The organism is Candidatus Omnitrophota bacterium (assembly GCA_016929445.1).
Taxonomy (GTDB): domain Bacteria; phylum Omnitrophota; class Gorgyraeia; order JAFGIU01; family JAFGIU01; genus JAFGIU01.
In genome coordinates this window covers 56,770-72,310 of the sequence record JAFGIU010000057.1, presented here as the reverse complement: position 1 = coordinate 72,310, position 15,541 = coordinate 56,770, and the positions used below count along the sequence as shown (strand labels likewise).

Here is a 15,541-nt window from a genome sequence, read left to right as displayed (position 1 = left end):
CTTGGGAATCTTTGTGATATGGACGGCTTTCTTGTTTTTTTCGGGTTTTCGTTCTCCCGAAGACGGAACCCAGGTAGCGGAAGGGATTGCTCTTAGTCCTCAAACCCTGCAGACCGACGTAGAGCGCCAGGCTTTGACCCAGCGACTCCAGGAGGAGTTTTAAACCCCTCGCCCATGTCCAAGATACTCCTCATCAATCCCTCCTACTCGGGGACCTACGGTTCCACCAAGGTCGGAATCATCAATCCCATCATGCCCACCATGGGTTTGGCTGCCTTGGCGGGAATGGCTTTGGAGCGCGGGCACCAGGTGCGTATCCTGGACATGAGCCACTCGCCCTATGACTGGCGCCAGGTCCGCAAGATTCTGGTGGAGCAGAGGCCCGATGTGGTCGGGATCACAGCCACGACGCCTTTGGTGAACCAGCTTCGCGATATCTCCGTGCTTTGCAAAGATATTTCGCCGGATATTTTGGTTGTGGGCGGCGGGGCCCATATCTCGGCCATGCCTGCGGAAACACTGGCCGAGTCCTGCCTGGATGCGGCGATTCCCGGCGAAGCGGAATTTGTCTTTGCCGATTTGATCGACGGCAAGGATCCGAAGGACATCTCCGGTCTCTATTACCGCGACCGCGGAGGGGCTGTGCACTGCACAGGGCCGCGGCCGGTGCTTCAGAACTTGGATGATTTGCCCATGCCCGCCTGGCATCTGTACGATCCGCGCGAGTACAAGAAAAAGGTGAGCCGTCTCTATGCGAGCCACCCGCCGCTGACAACCGCGGAATTTTCGCGCGGGTGCGTGTTCAAGTGCGATTTCTGCGCCTCCAAACTCACCATGGCCCAGGGATATCGCAAGAAGTCTCCGGCGCGTTGCGCGGAAGAAGTGAAGTACTTGGAGAGCCTGGGGTGGAAAGAATTTTTGCTGACGGACGATATTTTTACCTCGGACAATCAATGGGCCGTGGAAGTGTGTGAATCCATCATCCGCAGCGGCGCCAAAATCAACTGGACTTGCACGAACGGCATCCGCGTGGAATCCGCCAATGACGAGCTCTTCCAGAAGATGCGCGGGGCCGGCTGTTATCGCGTGGCATTCGGATTTGAATCCGGTAATGACCGGGTTCTTCAGGGATTCGGCAAGGGAGGCAAGGCGACGATTGCGCAGGGCCAGGTGGCCGTGAAAATGGCGCGCAGGGCGGGTATCGATACCTTGGGTTTTTTTCTGCTGGGGCTTTCGGCCGATACGCGCGAAACCATGATGGACACGATCAACTACGCGCGCACGCTGGAGCTGGACATGCTGAAGTTCAGTGTGACCATTCCCTTCCCGGGGACGGCCATGTTCAACAACTACGTGGGGCAGGGACTGATTACTTCCTTTGATTGGGATAAATACCATCACTATTCTGATGAAGAGCTCTTCACCCACCCCGATTTTAGTTACACGGATATCCTGGAGTTTCTGAATCTTTCGTTCAAACGTTCGATTCTCGGTAATCCGCGTTTCATATTCCGGCGTTTGATGCGCGGTTTCCGGACAGGGGAGTTTTTTTGGGACCTCTATTACTTTCCGGGCTATTTAATGGCCTCTGCGCAGAACAGCAATCACGCCTCGCAGTATCACTACTATGCGGCGGAGCGGTGGCCGCGTTTTGAGTTCAGCAAGGAAAAGATACAAGGAAGAGAATGGCAAAAAGCCACATTGAGGGCCGACTCCTGAGCTGGCAGGAGTAGGGTACAATACTTCTATTATGCTCTATCACTTTTCCAAATATCATGGCCTGGGCAATGACTACCTGGTGATCGATCCCAACCGCGTGGGCGCAAACCTCACTCAGGAGCGTATCCGTCTGATCTGTGACCGTAACTATGGGGTGGGCTCGGACGGCATTCTTTACGGTCCGCATTTTCGAGACGGCCGGGTCGAACTGCAAATCTTTAACCCGGACGGGAGTGAGGCGGAGAAGAGCGGGAACGGCCTGCGCATCTTTGCCAGGTACCTGGCGGACGAGGGTTATGTGAAGGACGAGCATTTTGAAATTGTCACCATGGGCGGGAACGTCCCGGTGGATATTCTCGACAAGCAGAACTCACTTATCAAGGTGGGAATGGGCAAGGCGAGCTTCATGAGTTCCGAAATCCCCGTAACCGGAGAGGCCCGGGAGGTGATCGCCGAGTCCTTGCAGGTGGGGGGCGCAGCCTACGAAGCGACCTGCGTGACGGTGGGCAACCCGCACTGCGTGATTCCCATGCAGGAGATTTCCGAAGCGGCAGCCCGGGCGTTGGGACCGGCTGTGGAGAACCATGCTCAGTTTCCCAACCGCATCAACATGCAGCTCCTGAAAGTCCTGGACCGGCAGAATATCGAAATCCAAATTTGGGAGAGAGGAGCAGGGTATACCTTGGCTTCAGGCAGCAGCAGTTGTGCGGCAGCCAGCGCAGCGCGCAAGCTGGGCTGGGTAGATTCCGAGATCACCGTGCACATGCCCGGCGGCCAACTGCGGATCGGGATTTCAGAGGATTGGGAATTGACCCTGACCGGTCCGGTGGCCGGCGTGTTCCGCGGTGTATTTGATTTCGAACTCAAGCAAACTCTCTTTTGACTGTCATTCCCGTCAATGCGGGAATTTTGTTGTTTGCAGTTACCCAAGTGGATCCCCGTTTTCACGGGGATGACAACCTAATGAATACACGATATTACGTTACAGTCGAAGCCCGATTCGAGTCCGCGCATAACTTGCGCGAGTACTATGGCGAGCCCGAGCCTCTGCACGGCCACTCCTGGAAAGCCGAGGCTAAATTGACGGCCACGCAATTGGACCACGAGGATATTAGCGCCGACTATGTTCGGGTGAAAAAGGCCTTGGATGCCTTGGCGGCTCAACTGGACCACCGTTACATCAATGAAATCCCTCCCTTTGACCGGGTCAATCCGACCTCCGAGAATATCGCGCGTTGGTTTTACGAAGGCATGAACAAGCCCGAGATTTTGGGTGAGCTCGCTTTGCTCGAGTCGGTGACAATCTGGGAAGGCCCGGCCAACTCCATTACCTTTCAGCCTGTGTCTTCCCCCAACCCCGCCCTTTCCTGATGAAGAAGCAGCTCATTGCAACAGTTGGAGAACTGCAGAAGCATCCCAGCAAGAAGTTCGTTTACGAAAACGAGGGCTCCGAGCAGGAGGCCTTCTTAATCCGTTTTGAAGAAGCGTACTACGCCTACGATAATGTGTGCCCGCACCAGCATTGGAATCTGGACCTTGGAGATAACGAGTTCTTTGCTCCGGACGGAAAGCTTTTGATGTGCCAGGTTCACGCTGCCCTGTTTTTGCCTGATTCCGGGAAGTGTTATGACGGCCCCTGCTATGACCGCGACCTCCGCCGGCTTCCCTTGCTTATCGAGGAGGGCAAAATCTTCCTCCAGCTGGGTGCCTGACACCGAGCGTGGTGGAGCTGCTTACCGGCTGGTTTCTCCTGATACTTGTCTGATAGACACCCCCTGGCTGCCCTGCTAGAATACACAGGTTCCCCAGGAGGGCACAAAGGTCATGACCGAGAAGCACCTCCCAAGAACCAACCCCCTATGGGCCTTAAGCCTCTGTTTGGTTTTAGCGCTCTATCTACAATCTTCAGAAGCACTTAGTGAAGAACGTCCCTGGTACCGCAGCTTTTCCGCCGTTGAAACGGCTCAGACATTAGCCCGGATCGAGTCCCAGTCCCGCGAAGTGGGCCGTCAGGTTTACAATGAGCGCCTGGCGGATATCTATTTGCGGGAAGCCCAGTTCTTGCTCAAGCAGGGTTGGGCTTATTCGGCATTCCAAAAGGCTTCCGAGGCCGGCAAGCTTGATCCCAACAGTGACTTGGCGGAAGAGCTGGTGCTGGGCTTGCGGGATTCCCTGGAGGAGGCCCAGCCGCGCGGCCAGCCCCCGGACTTGTTCTCCGAATCCGAGTTGGATGCAATGCAGGAGCAGTTCCGGGTGCAGGCTGCCCTTGCCGATGTCAATCACCGCCGCCGCGTGACGGCGGATTTTTATTTGGAGCAAGCCCGGTATCTGGTGGACCAAGGCCGTTCAGATGAAGCCTATTGGAGAGTGCGGGACGCGGCTGCGGTCTCTCCCAAGAACGATGAAATCACCGCGCTCCTCAATCAGCTTGAATCAGAGAGGGAAAATCCTCAACAGGTCGCCGACCTCCAAGCGCGGCTGGGGAAAGAAGCTCAAGCCCGCCGCAGAGCAGAGGAAAATGTCGAGTTACTGCGCACTGCGCTTCAGGAGCGCGTGATCGAACAAGAGGCAGTTCTCGATGAGCTCGAAGGGATGAAGAAGCAGGTGGTGGAAATGATTTATGAGGAACACCCCTCTGAATCGCGCCTATCCCGTTGACCCGTATAAGGTTTTATGGTATTTCATAGACAGCCATGAGCGATTCAACTCCGTTGGATGAGCGACTTATTGAATCGGGTCTTCTGACCCGGCAGCAACTGGATGAAGTTCGATGGAGCGCGCGCAACAGCGAGCGTTCTATTTGGGCGGAACTTGTCCGTTCAGGCCTTCTAAACCAGGAACAGCTGGCGTGTTTTTTCGGAGCCCAGCTATCTGTGCCCTATGTGGACCTTTCCGCCTACCGCTTGGGTCTGAACCTTTCCCAATATGTTCCCGAACACTTGGCCCGTGAGTTTTTGGCTGCTCCGCTCTTTGAAGTGGAGGGAACGCTCTATGTGGCCATGGCCAATCCCTTGAATCTTTCGGCGCTGGATGAGATCCGGCGCAGTTCCCAGCTCGATGTGGAGGCGGTGATTGCCTCGGGAAGACAGGTTTTTTCGGCGCTGGACGCCATTTACGGAAGTCCGGGGCCGCCGCTGGATGCCTTTTCTTATTATGAAGGTTCCGTTGCTCCGGGTTCCCCGCAAACGCGGGAATCCACGCGCGTGCCTTTCGTGAATCCAGCGACTTTGGAGTTCACCGACCACTCAATTCGATTGATTACCGACGGTCCTGTCCAAGCTTACACCGAAGATCTCAGTGCCAAGGGGGTTTCCGTGCGCACAGCGGTCTTTCTGCCTAAGGGCACGCCTGTGAAGGTGACCTTGGATTTGGCGGCCCAGCGCGATTGGGGCGGGCCGGCCCCTGTGTGCGCGATGGCGCGAGTGGCCCATGCTTCCAGAAGCTTTCCGGCCAAGGACGGTTCAGATCCCTATGTCCTAGGCGTGGAGTTTTTAGATCTGGACTCGGAGACAGCCCAGGCGTTGGACCGCTGGGTGAATGCCCGGTCCCAGACCTGAGGACGCATGCCCGCGAGATACGTTTCCAGCCCCCTCTATTCCAGCCTTCGCGGTAAACGCGTCTATATCAGTCTTACCGTTGCGATTCCTCTGACCATTGCTGCCTTGGTTTTTGGCTATGGGATCATCTACCTGGGTGTCTTTGATTCCTTTGTGTCCAGCGGCGCGGCCCCGGCAGGCGCTGCGGAGCTTGCCAGGGCCATGGACCGCCTAAAGACCCTGCTTATTTCGAGTCTGTTTATCTCCTTGATTATCGGCGCAGGTTTGGCCTACGGCATCACCCTGCCTTTGCGCCACATGATTACCGCAGCTGAACGCGTTTCCGGAGGGGACCTAACCCAGACCCTGGGTATGCTGCGGACGGACGAAATCGGTTCGGTGGGAGCGGCCTTTGACGAGATCCTTGTGTCCGTGAACCGGCACATTCTCCAGGGATTGGGGAGCGGGTTCTTGAGTTTGAACCAGAAGGGGCGTGTTGTGGCCATGAATCCCACCACTGCGCGTTTGATTTTGGGCGCGGACTCACAAAGCGCGGTGGGCAAGAAAATTTCCGAAGTCTTTCCCAAGATCCAAGAGAACGCTCCCTTCTATGAAGTTCTGGACTGGGCCATGAAAGGAGGGCGTGTCAATAAGTCCTCGGACATGACCTTGCATACTGCGGAAGGCCGCTCGGTCTCTGTCAAACTCAACACCGCTTTGCTGAAGCGCGAGGACGACACGGTTGTGGGCGTGGCCATTCACCTAAAAGACCTCAATGAACTTGAGGAAGAAAACCGGCGTATGGCCAGTCTGGACAAGCTCGTGGGATTGGGGGAACTGGCTGCCAATCTGGCGCATGAAATCCGCAATCCGCTGGGGTCGATCAAGGGCTTTGTGGAGCTTATCGGCGAGGACATGCCCGAGGATGCGCCGAATAGACGGTACGTGGGTTTGCTTCTAAAGGAAGTGGACCGGGTCAATCTTTTGGTAGAACGATTGCTGCGTCTTTCACGCCCTGAGCCCGAGGAGAAAGTTCACGAGGCCTTAGACCTGCACAAGCTGCTGGACCACTGTTTGCTCTTAGCCGGACTCAAGGAGTTGGGGAAGGAGCGAATTTCTATTGTCCGGGAGTACAAGCAAGAGGCGGCCAAGCTGTATGGGAATCTGGATTTGCTTCAGCAGGCTTTCTTGAATATTGTATTGAATGCCGCCCATGCCATGCCTGATGGCGGTATCCTGACCTTGAAAACCCGGGCCATCGACGAAGGGGCAAAGGCCCAGGTGGAGATCCGGGATACAGGCTTCGGGATTCCTGCGGAAAGACTCGACAAGATTTTTGAACCCTTCTTTTCCACCCGCACGGGAGGAACGGGATTGGGTTTGGCCATTGCCCAAAGAAATGTAAACCATCATGGGGGAGAGATCCAGGTGACGAGCGTGGAAGGGCAAGGCACAAATTTTACAGTGACACTGCCGTTGCAGTCTCAGAACAAAGGTTGAGGATGAGCAAAGCCGAAGATAGAGAAAAAGTTCTGGTGGTGGACGATGAAGAGGGGATGCGTCTGTACCTGCGGGATGCCCTGCAGAAGGTGGGATATGAAGTAGTGCTCACATCCTCGGGCGAAGAAGCCTTGGAAGAGATGCGCCGTTTTCCTTATAAGGTCGTGGTCACGGATATTCGCATGCCGGGAATGAGCGGTTTGGACGCCCTGGAGGAGATGAGCCGTATCCGGGAACATTTTTCATCCATTGTGATCACAGCCCACGGACAGGAGCGCATGCCGACCGGCGAACTGGGGAAGGTGACGGTGGAGTACCTGACCAAGCCCTTTGAGTTGAGCAAGATCCGCGAGTCGGTGGCCCGGGCCATAGGGCAGACAAATACGTTGGTTGGCGGGGACTTTCTGGTTGGCGGGGAGATTGTCGGAACCGGGATGGGCATGACGCGAGTGCGGGAGATGATTGCGACTTTGGCTGATACGGATGTCACGATTCTCATTCAGGGCGAGAGCGGTACAGGGAAAGAGTTGGTCGCGCGCGCGATTCATCGCGAAGGAGCTAGGGCAAACAGGCCTTTTGTGGGCCTCAACTGTTCTGCGATTCCCGAGACTCTCTTGGAAAGTGAACTCTTCGGCCATGAGAAGGGGGCTTTTACCGGCGCAGAATCCGCAAAGCCCGGCAAGTTTGAGCTGGCCGAAGGGGGGACGCTGTTTCTCGATGAAGTCAGCGACATGAGTCTTTTTACCCAAGCCAAGTTGTTGCGTGTGCTCCAGGAAAAGGAATATGTGCGGGTCGGAGGGACCGGGCCGGTTCAGGTGGATGTGCGGATTATCGCCGCCACACACAAGAATCTGGAGGCCGAAGTCGAAAAAGGGAACTTTCGCGGGGACCTCTTTTACCGGTTGAGCGTGGTTCCCTTGAGGATTCCCAGTTTGAGGGATCGCCGCGAAGATATCCCCCAGCTTTTAGATCACCTAATCTCCCAGTATAACGGAGCGCTGAATCGCCGGATACACCACATTACTCTTGAAGCGGTTGAAGTGCTGATGAACTATGACTGGCCCGGCAATGTGCGCGAGCTCGAGAATGTTTTGCAGCAGGCTATAGTGCTGGCCAAGTGTGAAGAATTGGGTCTTGAAGATTTGCCGGATTTGCTGCGCAAGACGAAACCAAAGCCGGGTTTGGATCTTTCGAATGTGGACCCGTCGCGTCCTCTCAGGGAAATGCTCGAGGATGTCGTGGCTCAAGTGGAAAAAAGGGCGATTGCAGAGGCCCTGGGACGCGTGCGGGGTAGCCGGACGCGTGCTGCGGAGGAGTTGGGTATTAGCCGCAAGAGCCTGCACAACAAGATGAAGAAGTATAATCTCTTTGAGAAGGGGGACGAGGACAATCCGGAAAACGGGTAAGCGATTACCCATCTGAGTAATGTCTTTCCCGGAAGTTCATTGATACACATCAGGTTAAACTCTCTAAGAAAGCCCTTAACATAAATCACAATAGACCCTACTGAAAAAGAAGAACACATTCTCAAAATTGGCACATAGCTTGCTACCTTACATAACCTGAACTCCTATTCTGTCCCCATTGGAACGGGCAGGGCTGTGGGTATCAAGGGTACAAATCAACCGCTGGAGGTGCAAGGTGATACGGATGCAAAAAAGATCAGGTTTCACCCTCATCGAGCTGGTCATGGTTATCGTTATTCTCGGTATCCTGGCCGCTGTGGCGATTCCGCGTTTTGTAAGTTTGCAGGATGAAGCGCGTAATGCCTCTGCTGAGGGAAGTATTGGTGGTATGAGAACAGCCGTAAGCGGCTACTATGCTGAGACAGCCGCTACATTGACATCGGGTGCGACTTTCCCGGCGGCGATGGCGACATCATTATTTGCCGATGGTACAGTTCCGACCTTTGAATCACCGTACACGTACAGTTATAGCTCGGGTACCGGTGTTGTGACCAAGGGTACAAACGGTTAAACAGTATGGCCGAGTCGAGCCTGGGGTGTGGATATGAGACCGGCTGAAGGGTTTACATTGATCGAATTGGTCATGGTGATTGTTATTCTCGGTATCTTGGCCGCTGTGGCAATTCCTAGATTTGTCGAATTGAGGGATGAGGCGTCCAACGCTGCTGCAGAAGGGAATGTGGGGAATATGCGGACGGCAGTAGGCAGTTATTATGGTGAGACCGCCGCGACTTTGGCATCGGGTGCCACCTTTCCAGCGACCATTATGACCAGTTTGTTTGCTGATGCTCAGGTTCCGACCTTTGATTCGCCGTACTCTTACACTTATGCCTCCGGAACAGGCGTGGTCAATAAGGTAACTACCGGTTGACCGGTTTGGAGGGGGGAGTCGAAAGGGGAGAAGGCATTGCCTTCTCCCCTTTTTCGTTTTTAACTGAGCTTTTTGGGTGTCAGGCACCCGGTCAACCAGCATATTCGGGTTTGAAGAAGCGGTTACTATCGGTGAGGTTGGCGGAACTGCTAGGTGCTCGACACCCGCTGCGGAGCAGAGTCCGTCATCACGAGGAACCCTTCGGCCGGGCTCAGGGTAAACTCCGCGACACGGTGATCTTTACGGAACACAGATCCCTTCTCCGCCACAAGTTATGGCGGCTCGGGATGACGGCTTATTTAACTTAGCTCATACAAGTAATAAGTCCCGTCGCCTGCAAGGGGTTTGAGGTGGTTGTCCCGAAACCTTTGGAAGCGCTCTGCTTCAGCCTTGCTGAGTTCCGGTGCTCCGAACTCGGCCCAGGCCTGCTCGTTGATAAGTAGGTGAGTCACCCCATCTTGGGAGAGCGCCATTGCCAGACCGGAATCTGAAGCGCTGTGGCGGATGTTTTCCAGAAGCGTGTGCTCCTGGAAAAGCGGATCTTCAATATACGAACGATTCGCATAGTAGGCGATATTCCCCAAGTGCACAAAGAGCACGCGGGCGTCGTGAGGCAGGTTTCGATTCATGTGATTGACAGCTGTGTAGCTGGGCAGCCTGGACGCGAGCCAGTGCTCGCGTGAAACTTCCCTCTTCCAAATAGGGGCGGGCCCGTCGTTAATGGCGCGAGCCAGAGTGGGGCCAATGTTCCAAACGCAGGTGAGTGCGAGTACGATCCCCAGCCACTGTGCCGCTCGCGGCCAAGCTGCGCGGAATTCTCTGAAACAAGGGCCCCAGCCCAGCGCAAAGATTGCAAGGCCCGGCAACAGCAGGCGGGCTTGTTGGCTCATCCCGGTCCAGAGCGCAAAAGAGAGGCCTGCATAGAGCGCGACAAAGCGTATTGGGCGCGCCACTCGACCGATGCCTAACAGGGCGGGAGTCATGAGCAAGTATCCGGGGCCGATCCAGCCGTCAAAGTGAGCAATCCCTTCGGTACCGTACGCGCTCAGCCGCCAGGGCAATAGCAGCAGGTCCGGGACTCGGGTTCCAAAGCCATAGGTTCTGAGAAATTGAGCAAAGAGGGCGGCGCGTTCTGCATCCCAGTCCGGCCCGCCGAACACGGAATACAAGAAGGGCATGATGGGATTCCCGGTAAAGGCCAGGTTTTTGAGATACCAGGGGGCTCCCAAGACCAGGGCGGGCAACAGAAACAGGCCGAGGAGCTTAAAAGTCTCTTTAAAGGATTTTCGTTCATTGAATGTGTAGGCCAGGACGAGAAGCGGCAGCATCAGCAGGAGCCGCATGCCCAAGTATTTGACGCCTAGGGCCAATCCCGTGAAAGCGCCGGCTATGCAAAGACGCTGCGGATTGGCGTTTTCCATCCAGTCCAACACATAGAGCAGGGCGAGGAGCTCGGCCCAGGCCAAGGCCAGATCCACATAAGCCCAAGGTCCTATTTGGCCGAGCAAAGGAGTGGAATAGAATAGACTCGTTGCCAGAAGGGCGATGCCGTCGGGGCAGCGTTTTCTCAAAGCGGCAAAAAGTGTGAGCGCGCAGGCAAGGCCCATGAGCGTGTGCAGAAGTTTGGGCGAGTAGTCCGGGGCAAGGGCCAGGGCCCAGGTATAGACCATTTCCAGAGATTGGGGGAAGCTGGAGTACAGATTCTGGGGCATGAGGGCAATACCCCCGGTTTGCAGGTAGAACTGCGGCAAAGTGAGATGATAGTTGAGAGCATCCCTGCCAATGGGCGGGCCAAAGGACAAGTAAGCTTGTAAGGCAAAGAGCAAGAAAATCAGGGTCCAGCCCCAGGCAGCGGGAGGCAGCTTTAGGCAAAGCGGCTTCTTCCTTAACAAATAGGGGAGGGAGCGCTGAGCCCATCGCAGGCAGAGTCCGGTCCAGCCCGCCGCGTAGAGAGATCGAAAGACGGGGATATGAAAGCCTCCCAGGAGGCCGAGACCGAGGGTGAGCAGGGAAAAGAGCAGAAAGCCCAGGCCTGCAAAGCTCAGTGTTTGGATTTCCGGAGCAGGAGAGAACCTGAACCGGTTGAGGACAAAACGACCCAGCTCGTAAAATACGAGCCAAATCCAGAGTGTAAAGAGAATGCCGGAAGAAAAAGATCCGATTGTCGAAGAGGCCATAGCTCATTCTAAGTCCAGCCCGGAGACGGAGCAAATCCGGCCGGAGGATGTGCTTATCCCGCCGGCCACGGCCAAGGTCCGGGTGTGGGAATCCTGGATTATGGAACGCTTTATGGGGTTTGTGGCCCGTTGGTATTTGCGGCGTCCGGATCAGGCAGGTATCCTGGCCGTCAAGTTTCCCGATTTCAAGTCCGCCTTCCATGGTTTCATGAATGAACTTTATTTTGTTTTGGGCCGGGAGCGGGGATTCAAGCTGGTGACCATCAATCTGGAAGCCACGAATGCCTGCAATTTGGCTTGTGCCATGTGTCCCGTCAATCACGGGATGGAGCGCAAAAAGGGCCTGTTGGATTTCGATCTTTACAAAAAAATTGTGGATGAGCACCCGGAGCTGGAATTCATCCTGGTATTTCAGTGGGGTGAGCCCATGTTGCACCGGCGGATTCTGGAGATGATTCGCTACGCGCATGACCGGGGCATCCGCACCATGATGACCACAAACGGGACTTTCATGAGCCCGCAGGCCATTAAGCGTATCCTGGAGTCCGGCCTGGATCGCATTACGTTTTCAGTGGACGGCTTGGGGGACACACACACAAAGATTCGCGGCTTTGAGTACGAGCAACTCAAACGCAATATTCTGGAATTCAAAAAGATGCGTGATGCGACCCATAGCCCTCTCAAGATCGATACTTCCATGGTGGTTTGGGAGGAAACTGAGCGGGACGTTGCGGGCTACCGGCAGGAATGGGGGCCGATCGCGGATCGCGTGCAGCTCATTCCCAAATTGGAGGAGCACCCGCGGGAGCACAAATGCCGGGAGCTTTGGCGCGGGAGTGCCATTGTCTTGTGGGACGGGCGGGTGACCGTGTGCTGTGCCGATTCGGAGGGTGATCTGGTGATCGGCAATGCGCGGGAGACTCCGGTTAGGGATTTGTGGAACGGCGGCAAGATGCGCGCATTGCGCCGCAGTCACCGGCGCAAGAAGTTCTTTAGCGTATGTAAGGACTGCGGGGAATACCGCAGCCCGGAAGCGAGCCCGAGGTTTAGTTGACCCTAAACTCTAAAGGTATTCGGATTCTGGATAAGTACGCCTGCTATGTGCTCTGTGTGGCGCTTCAGCTTGTGTTGCCCTTGCGTTTGTTTTTACGCCGGCTTCTGGGGATTATCCCGCCGGATTCTCAATCTCCATCCAAGATTCTCCTCATCAAGTTTCCGGGTATCGGGAACCTTGTGATGCTTCTGCCCACTGTGCGGGCGCTTCGCGTCCATTTTGACCAGTCCGAGATTCTGTTTCTTACCTTGCGCCAAAACGCGGGCTTGATGGAATCCGTTCCGGATGTGGACAGAGTGCTTTATCTGGATACGACCAGCGCCTTTCATTTTGCTGTTAGCCTGTTGAGACTCTTCTGGCATCTGTCCGTGGAGCGGGTCGATATGGTCCTGGATTTTGAACAGTTTGCCAAGACCGCCAGTGTTTTTAGCGCTTTGACTGCCGCGCCCTACCGTTACGGATTTGAGACGCCCGGGCAGATGCGGGGCTTTGTGTATACCCATCCCGTTGACTATCCGGAAAACCGGCACATGGTGCCGGCCTTTGCCGCAATTGCGCAAGCCGCCGGAGTGCCTTGTGAGAATCTGGAGCCGGTGGCTATTCCTTATAAAGCAGAAGAGGCCCGGCGCGTGGAGCGCTTATTGGCGGATCAGGGCATCGGGCAAGAGGGCCGCATTGTCTTGATCCATGCGGGATCCGGGGAGAATTTTGCGGAGCGGCGCTGGCCGGAGAACTCTTTTGCCCAACTCGCAGACCGGTTGGCCGCGGAGTGCGGGGCGCGGGTGGTGTTTACGGGCACACGCGCGGAAAACGCTCTTATTGAGCGCATCCGTAACAAGATGGAGGCTTCTTCCGCGAGCGTGGCCGGGAAAATCAATCTCACTGAACTGGCCGCTCTCACAGACCGGGCTTACTTGGTTCTTTCCAATGATACGGCCCTGGCGCATTTCGGGTGCGCCATGTCCACGCCTGTGGCAGGTTTTTATGGGCCCAACACCCCGGTCCTTTACGGCCCCTGGGGCGGGGAGCAGCACACGGCCTTTTACCATCGCCTGCCCTGCAGCCCTTGCATTACGAATCTCAATCAAAAAACCAGCAGTTGCCAGTTTCCGGTGTGTATTTGGAGCATTAGCGTGCAAGAGGTTTTTGACACGCTCAAGGCGCGCTATTTTTCTGATGAGCCCCGGGAAGAGCCTGGGCAGGGCTTGGACACGAATTGGCAAGAGGAGTTATCCATGGCAGTGCCGGAGCACGGAAAGTGCCATCTTTGCGGGTCTGCGCAGGTGCGGATGTATTACCCCTTGCAGCAGCGGCGCTATCCCTATTTTTTCGGAGAGCTCTATCGCTGCGCGGATTGCGGTTTGATGCAGAGACGTTTGATGGAGGGTTCGGAACGGGCCTTGCTGAGTTTTTATAATGATCGCACGTATTTTGAACAAGGTCAGTTGCATCGCTATGGACAGGATTATCGCAGGCGTTTGAGCCGTAAGGAGATAGCGCTCTACCGGCGGGCTCTTTGGGAAATGCTCAAATACCGTCAAAAGGGGCGCATCCTGGAAGTGGGCTCGGGCATGGGTATTTTTTTGGACATGGCCAAGGGGGCAGGTTGGGCCGAGCCTTGCGGGGTTGAGATCTCCCGGCATGCAGCGGAGTACGCGATGGAGCAGTTCGGCGTTGATGTCCACTGCGGCACGCTTCAAGATGTGCCTCATGCCGATGCCTCCTTTGATGTGGTGGTGTTCTGGGATACCTTGGACCACTTGCCGGATCCATTCACGGATCTGCGCACAGCCTACCGCTTGCTGCGGCCAGGCGGTCTGCTTTTAGTGGTGGCCCAGAATGCGGAAAGCCTGTTGATGCGCGTGGCGCGCATGATCTACTTGGGCAGCTTTCACTTCTTTGACCGTTACGTCTACGATTTATACGATAATAGCCATACGTATTTCTTCGGACTCCAATCGCTCAAACAGCTTTTTCAGAATGAGGGCCTGCAAGTGGTTCAAGTTGTGGGGGAGGACGCCGACCCCAGCAAGCGCTGGGATAAACCCGGTTCCTTGAATAAAGTCACGCGCGCAGGGATTGCCGCGGTGAATCAGACAGCGCGGTGGCTGGGCGGGCAGTATCGCATCGGGGTCTATGGGCAAAAACCCGAGGCCGCGGAGCTGAACGGGTGAACGCGCTCTCCGCACTGGCCGCGCGCATGTTCGCCACCAACTTCAAACGCCTGCCTTTTCCCTATAAGCTCACACTCATCTTGACGTACACCTGCAATTGCCGCTGCAAGATGTGCAATATTTGGCAACGCGATTCCAGCGCTCAGATGAGCCTGGACGAATACCGCGAATTTTTTCAGAAGTCCAACCGGTTTTCCTGGATTAATTTGAGCGGCGGTGAGATTTTTATGCGCCCGGATCTTATTGAGATCGTGAAGCTCATGATCGGGAACTGCAAAGACTTGTACTTGATTGATTTCCCGAGCACAGGTCAGCAGACCCAGTATATTGAGAAGAAGGTGCGGGAGATCCTCGATCTCAAACCCAAGCGGCTCTTGGTCACGCTGAGCCTGGACGGCACGCGGGAAGGTCACGATGAGATTCGGCAAGTGGAGGGGGCATGGGAGCGATGCACGGATACCTTCAATCTTTTGCGGCAAATTAACCGCGAAAATTTCGGAGTCTATTTTGGGCTCACGCTTTCCGGTTTTAATGAGGGCCAGTTCCCTCAGGCGGTGAAGGATGTGCAGGCTAAGCTGCCCTATGTGACGCACAAGGATTTTCATGTTAACGTGGCGCACGAGTCCGGGCATTACTATCAAAACGGGGGGATGCCCCGGGCCTCGCTTGAGGGACTGCAGGAGATCCTGGGGGAGATCCGAAAGCTCAGGGGGAAGCCAAGAAATCCTGTGGCCTGGCTGGAAGACCGTTACTTGGCTCTGGCCCCGGAGTTTGCGCGCTCGGGTCAGTCGCCTATGGTATGCCAGGCATTAGCCTCCTCGGTTTTTATCGATCCCTTCGGGGATATTTATCCTTGTTCGATTTATGACCGGAAGGCGGGCAGTCTGCGCGGTTGCGATTACGATCTGGCCCGTTTTTGGCAAGAGAATGAAACCAAGAATCTAAGGAAGGAGATCGAAGAGGGGAAGTGCCCGCAGTGCTGGACGCCTTGCGAGGCCTATCAGACCATTCTCTCTCAGCTCTCCAAAACTCTATTTCAATAAC

At 55.5% G+C, this 15,541-nt stretch carries 14 protein-coding genes; 13 read left to right on the top strand and 1 reads right to left on the bottom strand.

The annotated features are described in order from the left end of the window. Positions 1–174: 174 nt before the first annotated feature. The 10 genes from JW937_05155 to JW937_05110 all read left to right on the top strand — a co-directional run bounded on the left by JW937_05155 (position 175) and on the right by JW937_05110 (position 9,092). The gene (locus JW937_05155) at positions 175–1,719 is read left to right on the top strand and encodes a cobalamin-dependent protein (GenBank protein MBN1586801.1); all 1,545 of its coding nucleotides are present in this window, start codon (positions 175–177) and stop codon (positions 1,717–1,719) included. 31 nt (positions 1,720–1,750) lie between these two features. Continuing rightward, on the top strand, positions 1,751–2,602 hold the full coding sequence (locus JW937_05150) for a diaminopimelate epimerase (protein ID MBN1586800.1): 852 nt from the start codon (positions 1,751–1,753) through the stop codon (positions 2,600–2,602). A gap of 80 nt (positions 2,603–2,682) precedes the next feature. Then, positions 2,683–3,090, top strand: coding sequence for a 6-carboxytetrahydropterin synthase (locus JW937_05145; GenBank protein ID MBN1586799.1), 408 nt, complete (start codon positions 2,683–2,685; stop codon positions 3,088–3,090). After that, on the top strand, positions 3,090–3,431 hold the full coding sequence (locus JW937_05140) for a Rieske 2Fe-2S domain-containing protein (GenBank protein MBN1586798.1): 342 nt from the start codon (positions 3,090–3,092) through the stop codon (positions 3,429–3,431). The genes JW937_05145 and JW937_05140 overlap by 1 nt, the downstream gene beginning before the upstream one ends. Positions 3,432–3,543: 112 nt before the next feature. Further along, positions 3,544–4,377, top strand: a complete 834-nt coding sequence (locus JW937_05135) for a hypothetical protein (GenBank protein MBN1586797.1) — start codon at positions 3,544–3,546, stop codon at positions 4,375–4,377. A gap of 35 nt (positions 4,378–4,412) precedes the next feature. Continuing rightward, positions 4,413–5,276, top strand: a complete 864-nt coding sequence (locus tag JW937_05130; protein MBN1586796.1) for a PilZ domain-containing protein — start codon at positions 4,413–4,415, stop codon at positions 5,274–5,276. Between the two features lie 6 nt (positions 5,277–5,282). Further along, positions 5,283–6,755: a HAMP domain-containing protein gene (locus JW937_05125; protein MBN1586795.1), complete on the top strand. Its 1,473-nt coding sequence runs from the start codon at positions 5,283–5,285 to the stop codon at positions 6,753–6,755. Between the two features lie 2 nt (positions 6,756–6,757). Continuing rightward, a complete protein-coding gene (locus JW937_05120; GenBank protein ID MBN1586794.1) occupies positions 6,758–8,161 on the top strand; it encodes a sigma-54-dependent Fis family transcriptional regulator in 1,404 nt (467 codons plus the stop codon). 244 nt (positions 8,162–8,405) lie between these two features. Continuing rightward, positions 8,406–8,732: a prepilin-type N-terminal cleavage/methylation domain-containing protein gene (locus JW937_05115; GenBank protein ID MBN1586793.1), complete on the top strand. Its 327-nt coding sequence runs from the start codon at positions 8,406–8,408 to the stop codon at positions 8,730–8,732. A gap of 33 nt (positions 8,733–8,765) precedes the next feature. Continuing rightward, positions 8,766–9,092 carry a type II secretion system protein gene (locus JW937_05110; protein ID MBN1586792.1) on the top strand — a complete coding sequence of 109 codons (327 nt, stop codon included), beginning with the start codon at positions 8,766–8,768 and terminating at the stop codon, positions 9,090–9,092. A gap of 299 nt (positions 9,093–9,391) precedes the next feature. Here the strand turns inward: JW937_05110 and JW937_05105 are convergent, their stop codons facing one another. After that, the gene (locus JW937_05105; protein MBN1586791.1) at positions 9,392–11,269 is read right to left on the bottom strand and encodes a glycosyltransferase family 39 protein; all 1,878 of its coding nucleotides are present in this window, start codon (positions 11,267–11,269) and stop codon (positions 9,392–9,394) included. On the opposite strand from JW937_05105, the gene JW937_05100 reads away from it, so the two are divergent. From JW937_05100 to JW937_05090, 3 genes are read left to right on the top strand one after another with little or no spacing between them, the layout of a single operon-like run. After that, the gene (locus JW937_05100) at positions 11,232–12,323 is read left to right on the top strand and encodes a radical SAM protein (protein ID MBN1586790.1); all 1,092 of its coding nucleotides are present in this window, start codon (positions 11,232–11,234) and stop codon (positions 12,321–12,323) included. The two genes, JW937_05105 and JW937_05100, sit on opposite strands and share 38 nt — an antisense overlap. Next, on the top strand, positions 12,320–14,497 hold the full coding sequence (locus JW937_05095; GenBank protein ID MBN1586789.1) for a methyltransferase domain-containing protein: 2,178 nt from the start codon (positions 12,320–12,322) through the stop codon (positions 14,495–14,497). The genes JW937_05100 and JW937_05095 overlap by 4 nt, the downstream gene beginning before the upstream one ends. Further along, on the top strand, positions 14,494–15,540 hold the full coding sequence (locus JW937_05090) for a radical SAM protein (protein ID MBN1586788.1): 1,047 nt from the start codon (positions 14,494–14,496) through the stop codon (positions 15,538–15,540). The genes JW937_05095 and JW937_05090 overlap by 4 nt, the downstream gene beginning before the upstream one ends. Position 15,541 lies beyond the last annotated feature (1 nt).

Excerpts from the sequence above, each read along its gene's own strand:
- JW937_05155 (MBN1586801.1), top strand. The coding sequence starts at position 175 with ATGTCCAAGATACTCCTCATCAATCCCTCCTACTCGGGGACCTACGGT.
- JW937_05150 (MBN1586800.1), top strand. The coding sequence starts at position 1,751 with ATGCTCTATCACTTTTCCAAATATCATGGCCTGGGCAATGACTACCTG.
- JW937_05145 (MBN1586799.1), top strand. The coding sequence starts at position 2,683 with ATGAATACACGATATTACGTTACAGTCGAAGCCCGATTCGAGTCCGCG.
- JW937_05140 (MBN1586798.1), top strand. The coding sequence starts at position 3,090 with ATGAAGAAGCAGCTCATTGCAACAGTTGGAGAACTGCAGAAGCATCCC.
- JW937_05135 (MBN1586797.1), top strand. The coding sequence starts at position 3,544 with ATGACCGAGAAGCACCTCCCAAGAACCAACCCCCTATGGGCCTTAAGC.
- JW937_05130 (MBN1586796.1), top strand. The coding sequence starts at position 4,413 with ATGAGCGATTCAACTCCGTTGGATGAGCGACTTATTGAATCGGGTCTT.
- JW937_05125 (MBN1586795.1), top strand. The coding sequence starts at position 5,283 with ATGCCCGCGAGATACGTTTCCAGCCCCCTCTATTCCAGCCTTCGCGGT.
- JW937_05120 (MBN1586794.1), top strand. The coding sequence starts at position 6,758 with ATGAGCAAAGCCGAAGATAGAGAAAAAGTTCTGGTGGTGGACGATGAA.
- JW937_05115 (MBN1586793.1), top strand. The coding sequence starts at position 8,406 with ATGCAAAAAAGATCAGGTTTCACCCTCATCGAGCTGGTCATGGTTATC.
- JW937_05110 (MBN1586792.1), top strand. The coding sequence starts at position 8,766 with ATGAGACCGGCTGAAGGGTTTACATTGATCGAATTGGTCATGGTGATT.
- JW937_05100 (MBN1586790.1), top strand. The coding sequence starts at position 11,232 with ATGCCGGAAGAAAAAGATCCGATTGTCGAAGAGGCCATAGCTCATTCT.
- JW937_05105 (MBN1586791.1), bottom strand. The coding sequence starts at position 11,269 with ATGGCCTCTTCGACAATCGGATCTTTTTCTTCCGGCATTCTCTTTACA.